Origin of the sequence: Paenibacillus sp. 7516 (genome assembly GCF_002272715.1) — a bacterium.
In the GTDB taxonomy this organism is placed as follows: domain Bacteria; phylum Bacillota; class Bacilli; order Paenibacillales; family Paenibacillaceae; genus Paenibacillus; species Paenibacillus illinoisensis_A.
Map to the genome: position 1 here is coordinate 1 of NZ_NPBI01000002.1, position 17,708 is coordinate 17,708.

Consider the following 17,708-nt stretch of genomic DNA (forward strand, 5'->3'; position numbering starts at 1 on the left):
TTGGCGTGAAGTTGTAGCAGCTGCTGTAAAACAAGGTATTCCGGTACCTGGCTTCTCCAGCGCGCTTTCCTACTACGACAGCTACCGTACAGAGCGTTTGCCTGCAAACCTGCTGCAAGCGCAGCGTGACTACTTCGGTGCTCACACCTTCAAACGTGTGGACAAAGAAGGTTCATTCCACTTCCAATGGATGGATACAAACGAGTAAGATCTGTTGATTCAATGTACTGAATAGAACAAGCAAGCATGCTTGCATCGTTTAGGAGTGTTATACTCTAGGCGAATGCAGGCATGTTTTTTTATTTTAAATAGGCATCCGATTACTTCAAAGTATTGATTGCGAGTGGTTGAAATTTAAGTATCCCAAATTGTAATAAAATGTACGTATCTATACGGGTAATGGTGATGCCTCGATCCTGCAAACTGCGTTATACTGATTCAGACAGACTACTAGTTATCGTTTGTTAGGTGTAAATTCAGCAATCAACTTACTGACGTGGAGGTTAACCGGAGCATGTTCGTATTGGCAGGCATTTTGTTTTTGGTAGTATACGGTTTATTGGTGTTCTACATAGGTTGGAGCGGCTGGAGCTGGATGAAGCCCGTCGTGTCAGCCAGATTTCGATGGTTCTATATTGTTGCTCTAGTATTTCTTGCAGTTTCATTCATTCTGGCCCGGCTGTTTGGAAGTGTATCCTTCTTAAGTGTAATTGGTTCTTACTGGCTAGCGATTTTCTCATTGCTGCTGCTGATCTTGCCAGTTATCCATTTAACATTGTGGCTGCTCCGATTAACACGGATTCCCAGACATCACACGCAGAAGTGGGCGGGTGTAGTGACTTTGGTGTTACTTCTCTCTACGATGGCGTACGGGATCTACAATGCGTATAGTCCGGTCGTCAGAGAGTACAGCATTCAGATTGATAAAAAGGTGGAAGGGATCGACAGTCTCAACATTGTTATGGCTGCAGACATGCATTTTGGTCTTCTCTCAGGACCGGCACATGCCAAACGCATGGTGGAGGAAATTAATGCTTTGAAGCCTGATCTGGTTCTCTATCCGGGTGACATTATCGATGACAATCTGGACATGTATCTGGGTAGTGGCATCGCAGATATTATCAGTGGTATCCAGGCGCCTTACGGAGTCTACGCTTCATTGGGCAATCATGACAAGTTCGACGGTCCCATTGAAGATCTGATTGCTGCGCTGGAGAAGAGCAATATGCAGGTTCTTTATGATGATAAGATCGTATTGGACGACAAAATTACCCTGATTGGACGTAAAGACAGGACGGAAGACGACCGTGCTGAAGTGGCAACGTTGATGCAGGATACCGACCTCAGCAAGCCGGTGCTGATGATGGATCATCAGCCGTATGATCTGGATGTTGCGGAGCAGAATCATGTGGATCTGGTTGTGTCCGGTCACACCCACCGCGGCCAGATTGCACCAGCTCAGTTCATCACCCAGGCGATCTACGAGAACGATTGGGGTTACTTGCAAAAAGGTTCGATGCACTCCATTGTGACCTCGGGTTATGGTTTCTGGGGACCGCCGATCCGCACGAGCAGTCGCTCTGAAATTGTTCAGATTCATGTGACATTCCAACAATAATAGTAAAAGGCCCTTCAAAACGAAGGGTCTTTTTTTATAGAAGTCTGCTGGCTCTAAGCGAACCAAAACCATCTAAGTTGTGTTTATATACATAGAGCTTATTTACTTCGGAAACTAGGATATTAACATACAATAATTCTAAAAAAGAGATGATCAGTTGAACACAAAAAGACATTCCCGAATACTAAATCGATTAGTGCTCGTCATGGGTCTGATGTTGGTTATATTGGCTGGCTACCTCTACTGGATTAGAGATCAGTCACAGATTCCTGAGGTTGCTTTTGAGACGATTGAACTTGCTCAGGCACCACCTGAGGTCATGGAGGTAATTGAAGACGAAGCGGGGAAAGCCAGAAAATTTGAAGTGTTAGCTGCTGAGTATGAGGGGTGGATTTACGTCTATTATGCTATTGATGAAATTGAATATTCTACTGTAGATGTGAAGTTAACGGAGTTAAAGGAACAGTACCTCGCAGAAGTAATTGTATTAAATGCAGCAAGCGAAGAATGGATTAACAGTTATAAGCTCGTACGATTTCAACCGTTAAGTGGCAAGCCTTTGCTTACTGAAGTAAAAGATGAAACCCGAATGAATTAGAATAACTAGTATATATTAATAAGGTTTCACACCACCGTTCGATGGTAATACTTTATAGAGGCAAACAGGTGAAATACTTAATATGAAGTGAAATTGCTAAGATTAAAGCCCTAATAAAAAGGATTTTTCTATGTAATAGATCGATGTAAATAAGACAGTGGTAGCATTTTTAGTTGACACCGTTTTCAGGTTGTGATAAATTATACCCGAGGCTTGTTACCGGTAATGCGGGCAAAACCACTATGGAAATGATTTTATTATTTCTATTTTGGTTTTGCCCTTTTTTAATCCTCAAAAAAAACGGGTGGTCCAAAATGATTATTAAACAGATATTTAATAACAATATTGTAAGTACCGTGGATGACAAAAATCAGGAACTGCTGATCCTCGGCCGGGGTATCGGGTTTAAGTTTAAAGTCGGTGACGGGATTGATGAGGAACGGATAGAGAAAGTGTTCCGTCTTCAGGATGCATCGATCTATGAGAAATTCAAGTCCATCGTCACTGAAGTGCCGATTGAAATTCTGCAGGCAACGGATGATATCGTAACGCTGGCACGTACACAATTGAATAAAACCATCAGTGACGGGATCTATGTCTCGTTGTCGGATCACATTCATTTTGCTGTCCAGCGTATGGAAAAGGGCATGATTACAAGGAATCCGCTTTCCTGGGAAGTGCAGCACTTTTACAAGGCGGAGTACGATGTCGCCCGAGAAGCGCTGACGCTGCTCAAGGAAAGACTGGATATTGATTTTCCCAAAGATGAGATTTGCAATATTGCACTGCATTTCATTAATGCGGAAGTCAATGATTCCATGAATGATGTGACTCATCTCATGCAGCTGCTTCAGGAAATCATGAACATTATCAAATATCACTTCAATGTCGAATTGGATGAAGATAGCGTTAACTATTTCCGTTTCATCACACATTTGAAATACTTCTGCCAGAGAGTCATCACCCATTCAACGCATGATGATGCAGAGGAGTATTTATACGAGGTGGTTCGGAAAAACTATCCGGAAACCTTCAAGTGTATCGGCAAGATCGAAACGTTTATCCATAAGAATTATCAATACGACATGACACACTCGGAACAGTTATATCTTACGCTCCATCTGGAGCGGTTAATGAAAACCAAGCGAGAAAATTAGAATTTAAATTGAATATCCCATGGGCTTGTTACTGTTCAATCAGGCAATACCCGAATGAAATGACACGCACACGACGTGTCGTATTCGTTCGGGTATTTTTGTTGGAAAATATAAGGAGGAAAAGATCATGAACCATCAAGAAACGGCGCAGGAAATTATCAAAGCCGTTGGGGGAACAAACAACATCAACTCGGTGTACCACTGTATTTCCCGTCTTCGCTTTGAATTGAAAGACAATGACAAAGTGGATAACGGTACACTCAAGAAGCTGGACAAGGTCATGGGGACCAACATCTCCGGAGACCAATTCCAGGTCATTATTGGTAATGATGTTCCAAAAGTGTTTGATGCGATGGTCAAAGAACATCCGGCACTGCAGCAGAGCCCGGAAAAGAAAGAGACCAAGTCGGACAACAAGAAAAATGTAATTCTTAAAATATTTGAAACGATTGCAGGGGTCTTTGCACCCATGCTGCCAGCGATCACCGCTGCAGGTATGCTCAAAGGTTTGCTTGCCCTGTTTGTATCTCTCGGCTGGATGTCGGCAGGTACGGACACGTATCGCATTCTTTCAGCCATCGGTGATGGCGTCTTCCATTACCTGCCACTGCTGATTGCAGTCAGTGCTGCTCGCAAGTTCGGTAGTAATCCGTTCGTTGCGATTGCATTAGGTACGGCGTTGATGTATCCGGATATGAGCACACTGCTCTCCAGCGGCGAATCCGTTGCTTTTATCGGCATTCCGGTAACGGCAGTAAGCTATGCATCATCGGTTATCCCGATCTTGCTGGCCGTATGGCTCATGTCCTATGTTGAGAAGTGGGTTGACCGCGTAATTCCAGCCGCTTTGAAACTGCTGCTTGTTCCGTTGATTACTTTGCTTGTTATGGTTCCGGTTACGCTGATCGCGATCGGCCCACTGGGTACATTCGTAGGTAATGGATTGTCTGGCGGTATTAACTGGCTGCTGAACGAAGGCGGATTGATTGCAGGTATCGTACTTGGCGGTGCAATGGCGCTGATTATTATGACAGGTATGCACTATGCACTTGTTCCGATTATCCTGAGCAACATTGCTACCCTGGGCTTTGATAAATTCTTGCCGCTGACGTATATCTCCAATATGGGTCAAGCTGGGGCAACTCTCGGCGTATTTTTCCGGGCAAAAGACAAAAAGCTCAAAACCGTTGCATTATCGACCAGCTTTACAGCGCTCATGGGTGTAACTGAACCGGCAATGTACGGGGTAAACATGAAATACAAAAAACCATTTGCTGCGGCCATGATCGGTAGTGCTGTAGGTGGCGGATTCGCACTGGCCTTTGGAGCCAAAGCTTATGTGCTTGCGGGTAACGGTGGACTTCCTGGACTGCCTTCCCTCATTGGACAAACGTTCTGGTATTCCTTGATTGGTATGATTCTTGCTTTTGTGGTAGGTGCGATTATGTCCACGGTATTCGGAATTAAGGAAGAAGAAGGAGACGCGGAAGCGCTCGCTCAATTCTCCCCTGGTGCTTCTTCTACTCCAGCAGCAGCGCCTTCCAATGAGGCAGCAGCGGTGGACGTGGATGATATGGGTGCACCAACACCAACAAGTGATGCGACAGCTGTAGCTCCGATGACAGGAAAAGCAATTCAGCTGAAAGAAGTCAATGATCCAACGTTTGGCGATGAATTAATGGGTAAAGGTGTTGCATTTGTTCCAAGCGTGGGTGAGCTCGTATCTCCAGTAACAGGAACGGTTATGAATGTGTTCAAAACGAAACATGCGATCGTTGTCCGCAGTGATAACGGCATGGAGCTCCTGATCCACGTGGGAATCAATACAGTCAAACTGCGCGGACAATATTTTGAATCCCATGTTGCTGCCGGAACTCGCGTACAGGCTGGAGACAAGCTGCTTTCCTTCGAACTCGATCAAATTGCGAAAGAATATGACATTACAACAGCCATGGTTCTTACTAACACGGCTGATTACAAAGACATTCAGCCAGTAAATTTGGGTGAGATCACGATGGGGCAAGAGGTATTGAAAGCCCAAATTTAATCTTAATCAACGAGAAGAGGAGAGATACGCATGATTAATCGACAAGGATTTCCGGAAGGTTTTCTGTGGGGCGGCGCCATTGCCGCCAATCAGGCTGAAGGTGGATTCGATGCAGGTGGCAAAGGCTGGTCCACGGCGGACATGGTTCCTTATTTTGAGAAAAAAGACTACACCAATCTAAGAGAGCTCATGCATGTGACGACTGCAACCGTTGAGAAAGCAATGTCCCACCACAGTGCGGAGGGTTATCCGAAACGCTACGGCATTGATTTTTATCACCGCTTCAAAGAGGATATTGCCCTATTCGCCGAGCTTGGTTTCAAGACTTTTCGTCTATCGATCAACTGGCCGCGTATTTTCCCGAACGGTTATGATGCGGAACCTAATGAAGAAGGACTGCGCTTCTATGACGAAGTATTCGATGAACTGGGCAAGCACAACATTGAACCACTCGTAACCCTTTCTCATTATGAAATGCCAATGGCCCTGGTACTGAAGTATAACGGCTGGGCTGGCCGGGAAGTCATAGGTCATTTTGTGAGATATGCTGAAACGGTAATGACCCGTTATAAAGACAAGGTTAAATATTGGCTGACGTTTAATGAAATCAACACAACCATCATTGAGCCGTTCACAGGTGGAGGCATTATCGAAGACCGTGTGGACAATGTGATGCAGGCTTCGTATCAGGCGCTTCATCATCAATTCGTTGCCAGCAGTCTGGTTACGGAAAAAGCTCGTCAGATTAATCCGGAGTTCCGGATTGGCTGCATGCTTGCTCGCATGATTCACTATCCGGCCACTTCGAAACCGGAAGATGTGCTGCAGGCACAGATTGATAACCAACTGAATCTGCTGCATACCGATGTGCAGGTTCGCGGAAGCTACCCAACCTTCATGGCACGTTACTGGGCTGACCATGGAATTTCCATTGTCATGGAACCAGGCGATGAAGAACTGTTGAAAAAGCACACAGTCGATTTCATCTCGTTCAGTTACTACACGTCCTTGGTATCTGCTGTAAATCCAGAGGAATATGGAGTAACAGGAGGTAATCTGTACAGCACCATCAAAAACCCGAATCTGGAACGTACAGAATGGGGCTGGCAGCTTGACCCAATCGGACTTCGAGTAGTACTCAAAGAGCTGTATGATCGTTATCAATTACCATTATTCGTTGTGGAGAACGGACTAGGTGCCAAGGATACGGTTGAGGCTGACGGTTCCATTAACGATGATTACCGGATAGACTACCTGAGAAAACATATTACGCAAATGAAGGAAGCCGTTATGGATGGTGTAGACCTCATGGGTTACACAAACTGGGGAGCGATCGACATCATCAGTGCCTCCACCTCCGAGATGTCCAAGCGTTATGGCGTAATCTACGTCGATCAGGACGATAACGGACAAGGTACATTGAACCGTTATAAGAAAAAAAGCTTTGGCTGGTATCAAAAAGTCATTGCTTCCAACGGTGAAGATTTGGCTTAATTCAAAATGGCAGCCCCAGGCGCGGCAGGTGAGCGGCGCAGGGGGCGCCTTTTTTTATCCATAGATGAGCTGGTAAAAAGAATAGCTTCATGACACCCGGGGTGATATACTGTGTTCGTACTGGGGAGGGATAACATGAAAAAACCAATCATTGCGGTAGACATGGATGATACAATCTGTCATCTGGTCCGGCGAGCCATTTATCACAACAACATCAATTTCCCGACCCATCCGCTGCGTTATGAGGATATGACTCATTGGGATACGTCTCACTTGCGTCATCCGGAGAGCACTCATGAAGTTTTTTATGGTCGGCCGGGACTATTTGAGGAATTGGAGCTGTACGACGAGTACGTTGTAGATGAAATGAAGAAGCTAAATGAAGCTTATGACGTTATTATTGTGACCGCAGCAGACCCAAAGACCGTGGTGGAAAAGTGGAACTGGCTTCAGCGCCATATGCCCTTTATCACGGCGGAGCAGTTTATCACATGCAAACGGAAAAATTTGATTAACTTTGACTTGTTAATTGATGACGGAGCACATAATTTGATTCCGGCTTGGAAAGCGGGAAAGAAAGTCATTTGTATCCCTCATCCGTGGAATGGGAGTGAGCGGGAACAGTATCCGTTTCCCTTGATGTCCAGTTGGAAAGGTGCCAAGGCGTACATAGATGATTTGTTTGAAACTGCGAGGGGCTAGTCAAAGTACCAAAAAGAAGGTCCAGGACTTCAGGTTCTGGACTTTTTGCGGTATGTCAGCGGAGTTTCCCCGGTAATTCGTTTGAAGACGGCGTAGAATGTATCGACATCCCGGTATCCGACAAGCTCGGCGATGAGGCTAACTTTATGCTGTGAATTCTTCAGGAGTTCACAGCTTTTTTGTATGCGCAGGTGCTGTAGGTAAGAGCTGAAGGTTTGTCCCGTATAGCTTAGGAACATGCGGCCAATTTGCTTTTCGCTCCAACCTGATTGGTGAGATAGATCACTCATGCGAATGCGCATGCCAAGATGCTGATCCAGATATTGAAGGATGTATTCAAAATCGGAAGAGGGCCCTTGTTCAACGTGTCTTTTCTGATGCAGCTGTCTGTAGGTCGTTACGATAAGCTGGCAAACGAGTGTGAATAACATACTGGACGAACCGATTCCCGCAACGGAGGTTTCGCGGTAGAGCTTCACCATCAACTCTTCAATCTGACGATTCTGATCACCAATGGATATATAAGAGATCTCATTGTTGGCCAAATCGATCAGGTGGCTTCGAATGTCCTCTTCCTGAATGGTGAGGGACAGTTTATGTATCAGCTCTGTATGGAACAGACAGTTATATATGATCAGCGGATGCTCTGAGACATTGGAGGATGATGGACGAAATACATGGGGAACGCCGACCGGGATGACAAACAGCATGCCTTTTTGAACCGGGACAATGTCCTGAGCAATGTGATGGAAACCCGCGCCTTCCGCAACATAACTGTATTCCAAGAAATCATGGGCATGGAAAGGGAGGTTGAAGTCCTCGGTACATCTATTCACAAAGAGCTGCAGTTCGGAGTTGAAGAAGAGTTCACTTTTTAACAGGTGCACAGATGAGTTCATGTCTACACCTCCTTAAGGTCATGGCCGAATTACCGGGTTAAACAGTCCTCATTACCGGGTATTTTCTGGAACGGGATCAGTATAATTATAGCGTAAGCCTGTGTTGGAAACCATGATGGAAAGGAATGTTTATCCCTATGTTGACCATCAATCATCTTCGTTGCGAGTATAAAGTAAATCCGATTGGTCTGGATGTCAAATCACCTAGATTAAGCTGGCAATTGCAGTCGGACCAGCGAAACTGTGTTCAATCCGCCTATCAAATTCAATTGTCTCTAACGGATGGCTATGAACAGACCGTGTGGGATTCCGGAAAAGTAATCTCCGATCAGTCCATTCATGTGGAACTGACTGGTTGGGAGCCTCAGGCACGAACCCGGTATTATTATCGAATTCGTGTCTGGGACACTGCTGAAGAGCATTCTGCCTGGTCAGCAGCAGCATTCTTCGAAATGGGACTGATGGACAGCAAGAATGCTTGGCAGGCGGATTGGATTACGTCAAAGCCCGAAGATGAGCATGATACGGCATGTCCTCGCCTACGTACCACTTTTGAACTGAAACAAGCAATAACCCGTGCAAGAATTTATGTAACAGCTCTTGGACTGTATGAATTGCACCTGAATAACAAGAGAGTGGGTCAGGATTATTTTACCCCTGGATGGACCAGTTATGGTAAGCGGTTGCAATACCAGGTGTATGATGTCACTGATCTGCTTCAAGCAGGTGGGAATATTCTAGGTGCATACCTTGGTGACGGTTGGTATAAAGGTCATTTGGGATGGAATAAAGAAAAGAGGATATTCGGAGATCAAGCAGCTTTACTGCTGGAACTCCATATTCACTACGAGGATGGAACGGTAGAAACCATTCTGTCTAATGGAGACTGGAAGACGGCGAGCAGTGCCATCCGTATGTCTGATATTTACATGGGGGAGACATATGATGCGCGCTTGGAGTCAGATTGGACAGATAACACTTCAACCCGTTGGTCACCTGTGGAAGTACTGGAATATACCAAGAATATTATCGTTGCTCAGGAGAATGTACCTGTGACCAAGGTGCAGGAGCTGGAACCTATCGCCTTGATCACGACCCCACAGGGAGACCGCGTGCTGGACATGGGGCAAAATATGGTGGGATGGGTGAAATTCAACATAGAGGGCAAACAAGGGCATACCGTTGAGTTAAGACACGCTGAAATTTTGGACCATGAGGGTAATTTTTATACCGAGAATCTACGCGGAGCAACGCAGTCCATTCGATATACCTTAAAAGGTGAGGGGGTTGAGTCATATGAACCCCATTTCACATTTCAGGGATTCCGTTATGTTAAGCTCATCGGCTTCGCGGAATCCATAAATCTAGATGACTTTAGGGGAGTGGTACTGCACTCCGATATGGAGCGAACAGGTGATTTCCAATGCTCCAGCCCGCTTGTAAACCAGCTCCATCACAACATACTTTGGGGACAAAAGGGGAATTTTCTTGACGTACCGACAGACTGTCCTCAGCGGGATGAACGTCTTGGTTGGACCGGCGGAGATGTTTATTCGGACAGCTTCATATCTAATGAACACGGGTCCCTTCTTCACGAAATGGCTGCGGGATCTTCAGGCAGATCAGGGCGAGGACGGCGGTATTCCCTTTTTCGTTCCGGATCTTAGAAGTTCAACTTCCGAGGGCTGGGGGGATACCAGTCATTCTTCAGCTGCTTGGGGTGATGCAGCGGTCATCTGTCCCTGGACCATTTACGAGATGTATGGGGATGTCAGACTGCTTGCCGAGCAATATGATAGCATGAAACGTTGGGTTCATTATATTCATGAGCAAGGTAACGATCCATACTTATGGAACACAGGATTTCACTTTGGGGACTGGCTGGGACTCGATTCCAAGCCGGATAGCTACATTGGTGCCACGGACAAGGATTTTGTGGCAACCGCGTTCTATGCCTATTCGGTCTCACTCGTGAGAAAGGCGGCCGCAGTTCTCGGAAACGAAGAAGATGAAGCATACTATGAAAAGCTGCATGATCACATTGTAACTGCATTCCGCGAGGAATTTGTTACGCCGGCGGGGAAATTGGCGGTTCCTACACAGACAGCTCATGTTCTTGCCCTGCATTTTGAATTACTGGATTCTAAGGCAAGACAGCGGACTATCGACCAACTGGGAAAACTGGTTGCAGATGCAGGAAATCATTTGACAACCGGCTTCGTGGGCACGCCATATTTGAATCCAGTACTTAGCGATACAGGCCATCATGATCTGGCTTATACGCTGCTCTTTCAGGAAGACTATCCCTCCTGGCTGTATCAGGTAACGAAAGGGGCGACGACCGTCTGGGAACATTGGGACGGGATAAAAGAAGATGGAAGCCTATGGAGTGCAGATATGAATTCATTCAACCATTATGCGTACGGTGCCATTGGAGAGTGGCTATACCGTTATGTTGCAGGCATTCGTTCTGATGAGAAATCTCCGGCCTTTCATGTTGTGCGTATAGAGCCGCAGCCAGGTCCGGGTCTGGATTGGGTGGAAGCAAGTCTCGATACGATGTATGGACGTGTGGGTTCAAGCTGGTATCGCCGGGAACACAATGAGATGGAAGTGCACGTAACCATTCCCGCCAATGCAACGGGTACCGTTGTTTTGCCAGGTGCAAGTCTTCAGACAGTTATGGAGGGTGGTCTTCCTTTGCATAAGGTGCCTCATCTTCAGGGTGTCCATACGAGAGAATCTCACGTGAAGATTGATTTGGGATCAGGAAGTTACCAGTTCACATACAAGTGTATGGAGGAATCGGAGCCCGTAATCATGAAGTAATATAGATAGAGGAATATAAGCACTTTGAGTAAAAGGGATCTGCATTAACGCAGGTCCTTCTTCATTCTTATTTAAGATTCGGGTCCGAAATGTCGAATGATGTTGAATATGGGAGGAAATTGACGAAAATAATATGGATATCGATTGTATAACCCTCGCAGGCTGATTACAATGAAGTGTAGAATCTGGATTACGGCCGGAAACTATCATCCCATATCAGTCATAAGTGAGGTTTTATCATGAATCAACCGGTTAATCGGCCCCGGCGAATTGAATATCTGGATCTGTTTCGGGCTGTTGCCATCATGGCGGTGGTTGCCATCCATGCAACATCCACAGCAGTTACACATTATCCCACTCATTCGCAGGGCTATGATTTTTATTTTTTCTGGAACAGTATACTGCAATTTGCGGTGCCTGCGTTTCTGTTTTTGTCCTCGCTTGTTTTGTTCTACAATTATAGTACCAGGGTGAAGGAAACGGGGTGGATGTTCGGATTTTATAAAAAGCGTCTGCTCTATGTGTTTGTGCCTTATCTGATGTGGTCATTCATTTATTTTGGGGTCAAACAGCTGCTGGCACGTCATGATCCCATGTCTCATTTTACGTTTTTTCTTAAACAATTGCTCACAGGAACAGCCCATACGCACTTATACTTTTTTCTTATTATTCTTCAGTTTTATGCGGTATTTCCTTTACTTTTATCACTGACCCGGTTTCGTTTATTTAAGCGTTATCTGCCCTTATTCTTCATTGCAGCTCAGGCTGTCTTTTATGCGCTGCATCTTCAGTTTCACTTCGAGCGAATGGGAAGTCTTCTGCCGAGTTACCTGATCGTTATTGGATTTGGTGCATGGATTGGCCTGAACTTTAACGTTTCTCTGGGGAAACTGCGTTCATACCGCTATGTCTTAATTTTGGCCTTTTTAAGCGGAGCTTTTATATTTATCTATGGCAGTGTCTACATAAAAACATCCTTAACTGCACTTCCAATTATGATGTATACCTTGTTGTTTTTGTTCCGGAATTTGTTTACACTTTCTGCATGTTTGTTATTGTTGATGGGATGTGAACGAATAGCGGCCCAAAAGTGGGATCAAGCACATCGGATTCATCGACTCTTGGACTCACTGGGTACAGTGGCCTTCGGGGTATTCTTGATGCACCCATTAGTATTGTTATTCTGGAGACGTGAGTTCTCGGTGGAACTGGCCCGGCATTTTAGTTTTGGCATACTACTTTCATACGTCGTTGCCCTGCTGCTCTCATGGGTGATCGCGATTGGATTACGGCGAATGAAATGGGGCTGGGCGCTGATTGGGCGATAAATTTGAATGTTATATTTAGGAATATGAATAAGAGATTCTAAGGCTCCTGATGAAAAAAGGGGAACTGGAATCTCTTTTTTATTTTCTTTTGAAGAGGTATTATGGATGAATGTCCAGAAAATTCAAATAATTTATATCCATAGGAGGAGTGATGGGATGAAATTTGTCATCATTTTTGGTCCACAAGCGGTCGGGAAGATGACCGTCGGCCAGGAACTAGAGAAGATCACGGATCTGAAGTTGTTTCATAATCACATGACCATTGAACTGGTATCCCCCTACTTCAGTTATGGCACACCTCAAGGCAAACGACTGGTGAGTCTGTTTCGCCAGGAAATTTTTGAAGAAGTGGCGAAGAGCAATCTTCCCGGCTTGATCTTTACATACGTGTGGGCGTTCGATTCTAAAGAGGATGCAGAATATATCCGTAAAATCAGTGAGCTGTTCACTGCTCATGGCGGACAGGTGTGTTATGTCGAATTGGAGGCAGATATGCCGGAGCGATTGAAACGTAACCGGAGTCCTCACCGGCTGCTGCATAAAGCAACGAAGCGAAACGTAGAATGGTCCGAACAGGATTTGCTAGATAGCATGAAGAAGCACCAACTGAACTCAGCACCGGGGCGATTTACACACGAGCACTATATTCGAATCAATAACACACATAAAAGTCCTGAAGAGGTGGCGGAAGCCATCAAGAAAAGATTTGATCTATAAGCAGTTAATCAACCAGAGATTTAGAAGGATAGAAAGGACGTGGTCATGTTGACCAACAACATATTTAAAGACATCGTAGCATCGGAGGACATTCTTCGAGAGATCTGCGGTACACCGGGAGAATTGGTGAAGAATAAATCGATCGCATATCTGGATGAGCATTGTCAGCAATTCATTGCGCGTTCTGGCCTGCTCTTTATGTCAACCAGCGATCGTTCTGGGTCTTGTGATGTATCTCCCCGTGGTGACGGAGAAGGATTTGTACATGTCGTGGATCAGCATCATCTGGTCATTCCGGAACGGCCGGGCAACAGACGTTTTGACTCGCTGTTAAACATTTTGTCCAATCCGCACATTGGATTGATTTTTGTTATTCCTGGACTGGAAGAGACACTGCGTATCAATGGTAGAGCGATGATTATTCGGGATACGGACATGATGACGCAAATGCAGGCGCAGGGTAAAACACCCAAACTTGGTATCGCTGTAACGGTAGAAGAGTGTTATATGCATTGTGGCAAAGCCTTTAAACGTTCGCACACATGGGAACCCGAGCACTGGCCCGCCAAGGAGGAATTACCCAAACCAGCACGTATTATCGCTGCACACGCTGGCAAATTGGGTGTTACGGAGGACGATGTCGTCCGTTCTTTACAAGAATCGTATGAGAAGCGATTGTATTAATATTTGCAAAGTCTAAGGAGTTGAATCATTTTGTTTGTATTAGTCTTGATGATTGCAGGAGCCATTGTTAGTCTTATGTTTCCGTATGGCACTGTCATCGGATAATAGAAATAAGAAAAAATGAGTCGTGCAGGTCTGTTTTGTCCTGTATTTTAATACAAAAGAACAGCTGGATCTACTCGAATCGGTATTACATTCAACGTTCTCTCATTAACCATGAATGGTATGGAATATTACCTATAGTAGATCGACATTTAGGTGAGTTGTGCTTTTCATTTTTGGCAGTCTTTTATCATTCTTTAAGAGGAATTAATACAAATCCTTCAAGCACTTACGGGAGAGGTTGAATAAAATAAAACAGATGGAACCAAATTAAATTTATTGTTGCACATTGTAGAAAATTGTAATACCATGAACGCACATATCGTAGATATTGAAGTTGAAAAGGGCAGGACCTATGACCTCGTTGAAGGTATGGCTTGTCTTTTTCTGTATATTGGGGTGGATAAAGTGAAAATCGAGAAGGTGCTGAACAATAATGCTGTAGTTGCCATTCAGGATGGGCGCGAAGTCATCGTCATTGGCCGAGGAATAGCTTTTCAGAAGCGGGCAGGTGATCGGGTCTCCGAGGAGCATATTGACAAGATCTTTACTTTGCAGAACGAAGATATCCAGGAAAACTTCAAAACATTAATCGCCAGCATACCAATGGAATACATGAAAGTTTCCGAAGAGATCATCGCGTATGCCAAACTGAAATTAGGCAAAAAATTGAACGACAGCATCTATCTCCATCTGACAGATCATATCCATTTCGCCATTGAGCGATATCGCAAGAACCTGCCTATACGAAATGGATTACTGTGGGAAACAAAACAGTTGTACAAGGATGAGTACGAAGTGGGACTTGAGGCCCTCAACATGATTTGTGATCAATTTGGTGTCCTGTTACCGGAAGATGAAGCCGGATTTATGGCATTACATTTTGTAAATGCAGCACTTAACGAAGAAATGCCGAATATTCGAAGTATGACGCAGGTGATGCAAGAGGTGCTGACGATCATCAAGTACCATTTCAAAATGGATTTTGACGAGAACTCGCTGAACTATTACCGATTTGTGACACATCTGAAATTTTTCGCCCAGCGTCTGGTGAAAGGGAAGCACTATAAAAATAACAATGATGATGAATTGTTTGAACTGATCCAGAAGAAGTATCCCGAAGCGCACAAGTGCTCCGAAAAAATCAAAAAATTTATTGAAAATAACTACACATATCAACTTACTAACGAGGAAATGATGTATCTGTCGATTCACATTGAACGTGTGGTGCACGCCACTTCAGAGTAGTTCCATATAACCAAAATATCCCACTAAAAAAGCGCTTGCAAAAGTTCAGAAGTTATACTATTATGAATCCATAAAGTAAGCGCATACAAAATCGGATTGTAACTGTTCAATCAGGCAATGCCGATCACTCCAGGTCAGTAGACTGGTTGCAACTTACTTTAAGATAAAGTTGTTGAAGTAACAACCGAATATCGCTGTGTACAGCCTTACAGGGTTGCAACCATTAAGGGCAAAACCTGAATTGCTGAATAACACGACTTGTTTCCGGATCATCCGGCACGTTGTGTATGTTCAGTAGTTCAGGTTTTCTTTGTTTCACAAGCATGGGGAGTCTACTTAGAGAGGGAGAATAACTATGAATTACGATCAACTGGCCAAAGACATCCTATCCCGTGTAGGTGGTTCTGGAAACGTAAACAGCGTTTTCCACTGTGTAACCAGATTACGTTTTAAACTGAAAAATGAAAGCGTTGCTAAAACAGAAGAGATTAAAAATCTGCCTGGCGTTATTACGGTTATGCAGAGCGGAGGACAATATCAGGTCGTCATCGGCAATGAAGTGCCGGATGTATATAAAGCGATTGTGAAGGTCGGCAACTTGCCGACAGAAGGTCAGGTTGAAGAGACGAAGGAAGAATCGGGGAAAAAAGTAGGATTATTCAGCCGATTTATCGATATGATCTCGGGAGTCTTCACTCCACTTCTCGGCTTGCTTGCTGCAACAGGGATGATCAAAGGGTTTACAGCCATGTTTCTATCCTTCGGCTGGTTGACGGACACATCCGGAACGTACCATTTGCTGAATGCAACGGGTGACTGTCTGTTCTACTTCTTCCCGGTATTCCTTGGTTATACGGCTATCAAGAAATTTGGCGGCTCACCGTTCCTGGGTATGGCCATCGGGGCTACACTGGTTTATCCTACGCTGTCCGGTTTGACTGCGGGAGATCCATTGTACACACTATTCGCGGGTACGTTGTTTGAATCACCGATTCATATTACTTTCCTGGGTATTCCTGTGATCCTGATGAACTATTCATCTTCGGTTATTCCAATTATTATTGCTACATTCTTTGCCGTGAAAATCGAAAGATTCTTCAAAAATGTTATCCCTAAAGTGGTTAGCACATTCCTTGTTCCATTCTTTACGCTGCTTGTTATCGTTCCGGCAACGTTCCTTGTAATTGGTCCAGTATCCACTTGGGCTGGACAGCTGATCGGTGCAGGAGCAACCGGAATCTATGATCTGAGCCCACTTCTTACAGGTCTTATCATTGGCGGTCTGTGGCAGGTGTTTGTACTGTTCGGTCTTCACTGGGGTCTGGTTCCAGTCATGCTTCTGAACCTCAGTACGTCCGGAGCGGATCCGGTGGTTGCCATGTCGTTCGCTGCATCCTTTGCTCAGATTGGTGCAGTACTTGCCGTAATGTTGAGAACTAAAAATGCCAAACTGAAATCTTTGAGTATTCCAGCCTTCATCTCAGGCATCTTCGGTGTTACCGAGCCGGCAATCTATGGTGTGACCCTTCCACTGAAAAAACCGTTTATCATGAGCTGTATTGCAGGTGGTATTGGCGGCGCCATACTGGGATTCTTCGGCTCGAAAATGTACATGTTTGGCGGACTTGGCGTATTCGGTTATCCGACCTTCATTAACCCGGCCACAGGTGTTGATTCAACATTCTACATGGCACTTGTTGCAACAGCCGTTGCGTTCATACTTGGTTTCGTTCTCACGTATGTAGTTGGATTCAAGGAAGCTGCTTCACCTGTACCAGCTCCGGCAGCTGCACAAGCACCTGCACTCGATCCCAATCCGAACAGCAAATACGAAATCTTCAGCCCAATGGCTGGTGAAGTTATTCAATTGAAGGAAATTAACGACATTACGTTTGCTGGTGAGCATATGGGTAAAGGCATTGCGATTCGACCAACAAGTGGCCGAGTGGTATCTCCAATCACAGGTGTTGTACAAACGGTTTACCGCACAAAGCATGCTATTGGACTTGTGACGGATGATGGTGTAGAGATGCTGATCCACATTGGACAAGATACGGTACAACTGAAAGGTCAACATTTCAATGCTCATGTGAAAGATGGTGACCGGGTCAACGTTGGAGATTTGATTATGGAGTTTGATCTGCAGGCCATCAAGGATGCCGGTTATGAGACGGTTACTCCTATTATTATTACAAATACTTCAAATTACCTGGATGTTGTGGGCACAGAGAATGCATCGGTGAACGAAAAAGACAAATTGCTAACGGTGCTTGGTTAAATCAAGT

At 44.9% G+C, this 17,708-nt stretch carries 13 protein-coding genes and 2 pseudogenes; 14 read left to right on the forward strand and 1 reads right to left on the reverse strand.

The window, feature by feature from the left end:
• The 7 genes and pseudogenes from CHI14_RS00095 to CHI14_RS00125 all read left to right on the forward strand — a co-directional run.
• Window positions 1-208: pseudogene (locus CHI14_RS00095) on the forward strand (NADP-dependent phosphogluconate dehydrogenase); the annotation flags it as partial.
• 306 nt (window positions 209-514) lie between these two features.
• Window positions 515-1,618 carry a metallophosphoesterase gene (locus tag CHI14_RS00100; protein WP_095286391.1) on the forward strand — a complete coding sequence of 368 codons (1,104 nt, stop codon included), beginning with the start codon at window positions 515-517 and terminating at the stop codon, window positions 1,616-1,618.
• A 214-nt stretch (window positions 1,619-1,832) separates the two neighbouring features.
• Window positions 1,833-2,216: a hypothetical protein gene (locus CHI14_RS00105; RefSeq protein WP_170947967.1), complete on the forward strand. Its 384-nt coding sequence runs from the start codon at window positions 1,833-1,835 to the stop codon at window positions 2,214-2,216.
• Window positions 2,217-2,530: 314 nt separating this feature from the next.
• Window positions 2,531-3,373, forward strand: coding sequence for a BglG family transcription antiterminator LicT (gene licT / locus CHI14_RS00110; protein ID WP_095286393.1), 843 nt, complete (start codon window positions 2,531-2,533; stop codon window positions 3,371-3,373).
• A 127-nt stretch (window positions 3,374-3,500) separates the two neighbouring features.
• Window positions 3,501-5,420: a beta-glucoside-specific PTS transporter subunit IIABC gene (locus CHI14_RS00115; protein ID WP_095286394.1), complete on the forward strand. Its 1,920-nt coding sequence runs from the start codon at window positions 3,501-3,503 to the stop codon at window positions 5,418-5,420.
• A 30-nt stretch (window positions 5,421-5,450) separates the two neighbouring features.
• Window positions 5,451-6,914 (forward strand): glycoside hydrolase family 1 protein, encoded by a 1,464-nt coding sequence (locus CHI14_RS00120; RefSeq protein ID WP_095286395.1) that lies wholly within the window; start codon window positions 5,451-5,453, stop codon window positions 6,912-6,914.
• Window positions 6,915-7,049: 135 nt separating this feature from the next.
• Window positions 7,050-7,616 (forward strand): 5' nucleotidase, NT5C type, encoded by a 567-nt coding sequence (locus tag CHI14_RS00125; protein WP_095286396.1) that lies wholly within the window; start codon window positions 7,050-7,052, stop codon window positions 7,614-7,616.
• Between the two features lie 29 nt (window positions 7,617-7,645).
• Here CHI14_RS00125 and CHI14_RS00130 read toward each other — a convergent pair whose 3' ends face one another.
• Window positions 7,646-8,515, reverse strand: a complete 870-nt coding sequence (locus tag CHI14_RS00130) for a helix-turn-helix transcriptional regulator (RefSeq protein WP_095286397.1) — start codon at window positions 8,513-8,515, stop codon at window positions 7,646-7,648.
• Window positions 8,516-8,652: 137 nt separating this feature from the next.
• On the opposite strand from CHI14_RS00130, the pseudogene CHI14_RS00135 reads away from it, so the two are divergent.
• From CHI14_RS00135 to CHI14_RS00160, 7 genes and pseudogenes are all read left to right on the forward strand, one after another.
• Window positions 8,653-10,912: pseudogene (locus CHI14_RS00135) on the forward strand (family 78 glycoside hydrolase catalytic domain); the annotation flags it as partial.
• Window positions 10,913-11,344 (forward strand): alpha-L-rhamnosidase C-terminal domain-containing protein, encoded by a 432-nt coding sequence (locus CHI14_RS30375; RefSeq protein ID WP_249280957.1) that lies wholly within the window; start codon window positions 10,913-10,915, stop codon window positions 11,342-11,344. It begins immediately after the preceding pseudogene.
• 239 nt (window positions 11,345-11,583) lie between these two features.
• Window positions 11,584-12,672, forward strand: coding sequence for an acyltransferase (locus CHI14_RS00140; RefSeq protein ID WP_095286398.1), 1,089 nt, complete (start codon window positions 11,584-11,586; stop codon window positions 12,670-12,672).
• A gap of 156 nt (window positions 12,673-12,828) precedes the next feature.
• On the forward strand, window positions 12,829-13,389 hold the full coding sequence (locus CHI14_RS00145; RefSeq protein WP_095286399.1) for a DEAD/DEAH box helicase family protein: 561 nt from the start codon (window positions 12,829-12,831) through the stop codon (window positions 13,387-13,389).
• Window positions 13,390-13,434: 45 nt separating this feature from the next.
• A complete protein-coding gene (locus CHI14_RS00150) occupies window positions 13,435-14,073 on the forward strand; it encodes a pyridoxamine 5'-phosphate oxidase family protein (RefSeq protein ID WP_095286663.1) in 639 nt (212 codons plus the stop codon).
• Between the two features lie 510 nt (window positions 14,074-14,583).
• Entirely contained in the window at window positions 14,584-15,423 is an 840-nt protein-coding gene (gene licT, locus CHI14_RS00155; protein WP_095286664.1) for a BglG family transcription antiterminator LicT, read from the forward strand.
• A 355-nt stretch (window positions 15,424-15,778) separates the two neighbouring features.
• Window positions 15,779-17,701 (forward strand): beta-glucoside-specific PTS transporter subunit IIABC, encoded by a 1,923-nt coding sequence (locus tag CHI14_RS00160; protein WP_095286400.1) that lies wholly within the window; start codon window positions 15,779-15,781, stop codon window positions 17,699-17,701.
• Window positions 17,702-17,708 lie beyond the last annotated feature (7 nt).